This is a genomic window from Nocardiopsis sp. NPDC055824, from assembly GCF_053616335.1.
In genome coordinates this window covers 1-1,001 of record NZ_JBSHDN010000116.1, presented here as the reverse complement: position 1 = coordinate 1,001, position 1,001 = coordinate 1, and the positions used below count along the sequence as shown (strand labels likewise).

Annotated in this window: 1 protein-coding gene; it reads left to right on the top strand. The window is 74.2% G+C overall.

Annotation, left to right across the window (positions count from 1 at the left end; translation table 11 throughout):
- Window positions 1-216 precede the first annotated feature (216 nt).
- Window positions 217-951 carry a GntR family transcriptional regulator gene (locus tag ACWGL3_RS21135; RefSeq protein ID WP_267945622.1) on the top strand — a complete coding sequence of 245 codons (735 nt, stop codon included), beginning with the start codon at window positions 217-219 and terminating at the stop codon, window positions 949-951.
- The last annotated feature ends 50 nt before the right edge of the window (window positions 952-1,001 follow it).

The window sequence follows — 1,001 nt, the reverse complement described above, 5'->3', positions numbered from 1 at the left end:
CCCGCCGCCCCCCCCCGCCGCCCCGCCGCCCCCCGCCGCCGCGCCCCCGCCCCCCCCCCGCCGGCCGGGAGGCCGTTCGGTCCGGGGGCGGTGGCGGACGCCGAGCGAGGGCGCCACCTCTTCCGCCTTGGAATCATAGAACCTATAGGATATTTCCGATACTGGACAGTCCCTGTTTCGCGAGAAGGCGCGCCCCCGGGCTAGGATCGGGAGGAGATGAACGACAGAGAGACCACCTCCCCCGCCGGGGCTACGCCCGCCAAGAGCGCCGTGGTGGCCCGCCGTGCCCTGCGCGACGGCGTGTACGACGCGATCCTGGAGAAGCTCCTGGACGGCTCGGCGCCGCCCGGGAGCTCCCTCGGCATCGACCCGCTCGCCCGCGAGCTGCAGGTCTCGCCGACCCCGGTCCGCGAGGCGCTGGTGCAGCTGGAGCACACCGGCCTGGTGTCGAGGGTCGCCCTGAAGGGCTACCGCGTGGCCCCTCCGCTCTCGCCGGAGCAGCTGCGCGAGCTCTTCGACATGCGCGGGATCCTGGAGGTCGCCGCGGTGGAGCGCGCCGCCGAGCGCGCCGAGGACCTGCTCCCGGAGCTGCGCGTGGCCCACGCCCAGCACGTCCTGGCCGCCCACAACGTGCGGCAGCGCAGGGGGGACGGCGAGCGGCCCCCCGACTACGCCGACATGCGCGAGTACTTCGCCGCCGACTGGGAGTTCCACCTGACGATCATCAGGGCCGCCGGCAACCGCTTCCTGACCGAGGCGGCGGAGTCCTTGAACACCCACGTCCACCGGCTCCGCCAGACCGCCCACCACGGGATCCTGGACATGGACCAGGCCCTGAGCGAGCACGCCGCGATCCTCGCGGCCTTCGAGTCCGGGGACCGCGAGCTCCTGCGCTCGACCATGCGGGACCACCTGTCCGCCGTGGCCCACCGGGTGTCCGTCGACGGCTGACCGGAGCGGTACGACACCGTCGCGGCCGGGGGGCGCGTTCCGTACGGAAC